Origin of the sequence: Streptomyces sp. HSW2009, from assembly GCF_040240285.1 — a bacterium.
Taxonomy (GTDB): Bacteria; Actinomycetota; Actinomycetes; order Streptomycetales; family Streptomycetaceae; genus Streptomyces.
Window position 1 is genome coordinate 1 of the sequence record NZ_JBEHZD010000704.1, and the last position, 3331, is coordinate 3331.

Consider the following 3331-nt stretch of genomic DNA (forward strand, 5'->3'; position numbering starts at 1 on the left):
CCGTCGCGCCTGCCCGGGCGGAGGTCGCCGGGTGCTGTCCCGTCAGCGCCCGGCGCCCCCGCCACCTCGCGCCCCCGGCCGCGGCCACCCCCCGGGCGGGGCGCCCCCCGGGGGGGGGCCCCCCCCCGGGGGCGGGCGGCCCCCGCCCGCCCGGGGCGAGCCACGCCAGCGTGCCGCCGGCCGCCGCGAGCAGGGCGAGGGCCAGCGCGGCGCGCCGGGCCGTCGGACGGAGTACAGAAGACGTTCGTTCCATGGCCACCGAACGTAGGAGTGGCCATGCCCCTGGGGCCCGGGACGAACGGCAGGCCCCACCCCCCACCTTCGTCAGGGTTGACGTGCGGCTGGGCGGGTGCTGGGGGTGGGGCGGACGGGCCTGACGCGGGGGCCCGGTCAGTGTCCTGTGGTCAGGGTGTCGGGCTGCCGGTCGGCTGTGGTGCGGTGGTGGTGTCCTCGGTCGCCGCCGGGAGGCTGTCCATGAAGGAGCTGACCGAGAAGACGGCGCGCCCGGGTCCCGGCGGGCCGTACCCGGGCGGCGAGCTGAGGCCGAACTCCTCCAGCGTCGCCCGGTAGCTCTCCAGCAGTCGGATGTGGTACTCCAGCGGCGCGCCCTGCGGGTTGGCCTTGCCGAGCGGGGTGGTGGGCTCGGGGCACCAGGTGGTGAAGCGCGGTACGACGCCGTGCGACATGAAGAAGCGCAGGCCCTCGGTGGTGGAGTCGATGGCCTCGCCGACCGTGGTGAAGCCGAACGGCTCCGCCATCTCCACGCCCGCCACGAAGTTGGGGATCACGTTGCGGGCACCGAAGACCTCGGTGGAGTCCAGAATCCGCCGGTGCCACTCGTCGCGGCCGACGTAGCGCTCCTTGCCCGGGCAGTACAGCTCGAACAGCCGGCGGTCCCACACCTCGAAGTTGGGGTGGTAGATGCGGATGCCGTAGTCGTGGAAGCGCTGGACGTCATCGCGCGGCAGTGCCTGCGCGACGACCTTGCCGATCCACCGGCCGGGGAAGCGCTCCTCGATGGCCTTGGCGTAGTGGCCGTAGAAGTCGGCCTCGTCCCGGCCGCCGACGTGCGAGGTGATGGAGCCGCCGGTGAGGGTGTACGCCTGGGAGGCGCGCGCCGTGTCGTACCGGTCGATGATCTCCAGCGCCTCCAGGACCTCTTCGACGGGTTTGACGCCGGTGTACGGGCGGCCGGCCGCCTTGTGCTGGCGCCAGTTGTGGTTGATGTCGCAGTACTGGCACTCCTCCTTGGCGCCGAAGTACTGGCAGACCCGGAAGACCGTCAGGTACACGAGGTAGCCCCACTGGATGGTGGGGGCGACCTCCATGACCGACTTCCCGTTCGCGAGGGTGTGCCGGTAGTAGTCGGGCATCGGCGGCAGCCCCACCTCGGCGATCCGCACGCCGTCCAGGTAGAGCCCGAGCGCACCGTCGGCGCCGGCCCGCACCACGTACGGCGCATCGGGGTTGACCCGCACGGAGACCACGGTGCGGCGCAGTTCGTACGGGCCGCCGGTGAGCACGATCTCCTCCGGCGGCCGGTTGAGCGCAGCCTCGCCGAGTTCGGGGAGGGTGCGGTGGTCGAAGGAGAAGATGAAGTACGACTTGGGCTTGACGTCGCCGGCCCCGTCGGCGCCGCTGAGGGCGGACGCGTCGAAGGCCATGCCGCCCCGGAGCAGGTCTTCCTTGATCACCGCTTCCCGCGGGACGTGTGGGAAGCGTTCCATCAGGTCTTCGACCAGCGCGGTCCGGCTCTGGCTCTCCATGTTCTGCTCCATCCCTGACGTCCTGGGACGCCGCCGGTGGGCGACTCCCGGCCCTCGCCCCTTCATTGCACCAGAGCGCCCGCGGGCCGGGCCGTGCGGGGTGCGGCGTGGGTGGTGGGTGGTGCCTGGTACGAGCCGGTGGGCGGGGTCGGATCGGCCTGGCGGGTGGTGCCGGATGTGGCCCGGTGGGTGATGCCGGTTGCGGTCCGGTGGGGGTGTCCCCTGCGGCCCGGCGGGTCCGGCCCGACCTGCGGGACCGGGGCGGTTCGCGCACCATGGCGAGGTGGGGCCGGAGCGGCCCGCCGGGGGCCGCGTGCGCTCTCCGGCGGCTCGCCACGCGGCGCACGCCGGGCGCGGCGAGGGGCGCCCGGCGTACAGTGGCGGTCCGTCGACGGACGACCGACCGTCCGTCACGGCCCAGGCCATCCGGTGTCCCCCGGTCCCGTCCGGCACGGCCATGCCGCCGCGGCTGGCACCGGTCAGGACGCCGAGCGAGGTGCACCCGTATGCGACGCGCGGACCACAGCGAGGAGCCCGTATCCGCCCTCAGCAACCCCGCCGGGGTCGTCCTCGACGCCCGCGGCACCGTGCTGGGCTGGACGGACGAGGCGTCGGCGCTGCTCGGGCTGAGCGACGAGGAGGCGTGCGGGCGGCACATCAGCACGCTGCTGGCCGGGCGCGGGCAGTGGCGGCAGGCGCTCGGCACCCGTAGGGCGGGCGGCTGGGAGGGGCAGGCCAGGCTGCGGCACCGGGCGGGGCACGAGGTCCCGGTGATCTTCCGGGTGCTCGGCCTCAGCAGCGGCCCGCACGGCGAGGCCCGCCATCTGGTGCTCGCCGCCGCGGCCGACACCTACGAGCGGTGGCGGCAGGACATCGCCTTCTCGCACGAACTGTTCTTCCAGGACCGGATGGGTCTCGCCCTGTTCGACGTGGACCTACGGCTGGTGCGCACCAATGCGCACCTGTTCTGGTACTCGGGCGTCCCCACCGGCCTGGCCGGCCACCGGCTGGGCGACTTCCTGTACGCGGCGGACGCGGCGGCCGTCGAGGAGCACCTGGCCGAGGTGTTGCGCACCGGCGATCTACGGCTCGGCGTGGAGGTGCTGATCCGCACCCTGGAGGACCCGCGCGGCGGCCGGCACATGACGATCTCGGCCTGCCGGCTGCGGGACCCGCACGACGGGGGGCTGGTCGGGGTCGCCGCGTTCTTCACCGACATCACGGACCACGTGCGCACCAGGGAGCGGCTCGACCTGCTGCACCGGGCGGCGGCCGTGCTCGGCGAGTCGCTGTCGATCATCCGTACCTGTGAGGACCTGGCGGGCGTGTTGGCGCCGGGCCTCGCCGACCTGGTCGCCGTGGACCTGGCCGATCCGGTGTTGATCGGCGAGGAGCCGGCGCACGACGGGGAGCACCTGTTCGCGCTGCGGCGGATGGCGGTGGCCGGTGCCGACGGCGCGGCGCTGCCGACCGGGCCGATGCCACTGGGCAGCATCGACGCCCACCGGGCGACGGACATCACGGCCGCGGCCGAGGCGGTCGACGGCGGCCGGTCCGACGCGGTC

The 3331-nt window shown here is 74.2% G+C and carries 3 protein-coding genes; 1 reads left to right on the plus strand and 2 read right to left on the minus strand.

The genetic code is table 11. The features are described 5' to 3' along the window. Together AAHZ94_RS31005 and AAHZ94_RS31010 are read right to left on the minus strand one after the other, a co-directional pair. A partial coding sequence (locus AAHZ94_RS31005) for a hypothetical protein (protein WP_349997045.1) occupies positions 1-253 on the minus strand: 253 nt, incomplete at its 3' end. Positions 254-404: 151 nt separating this feature from the next. After that, positions 405-1766: a radical SAM protein gene (locus AAHZ94_RS31010; protein ID WP_349997046.1), complete on the minus strand. Its 1362-nt coding sequence runs from the start codon at positions 1764-1766 to the stop codon at positions 405-407. 506 nt (positions 1767-2272) lie between these two features. Here AAHZ94_RS31010 and AAHZ94_RS31015 point away from each other — a divergent pair. Then, positions 2273-3331: PAS domain-containing protein (locus tag AAHZ94_RS31015; protein WP_349997047.1), on the plus strand; the 1059-nt coding region annotated here is incomplete at its 3' end.

Coding starts and splice junctions, on each gene's coding strand:
- AAHZ94_RS31010 (WP_349997046.1), bottom strand. CDS start 1,766: ATGGAGAGCCAGAGCCGGACCGCGCTGGTCGAAGACCTGATGGAACGC.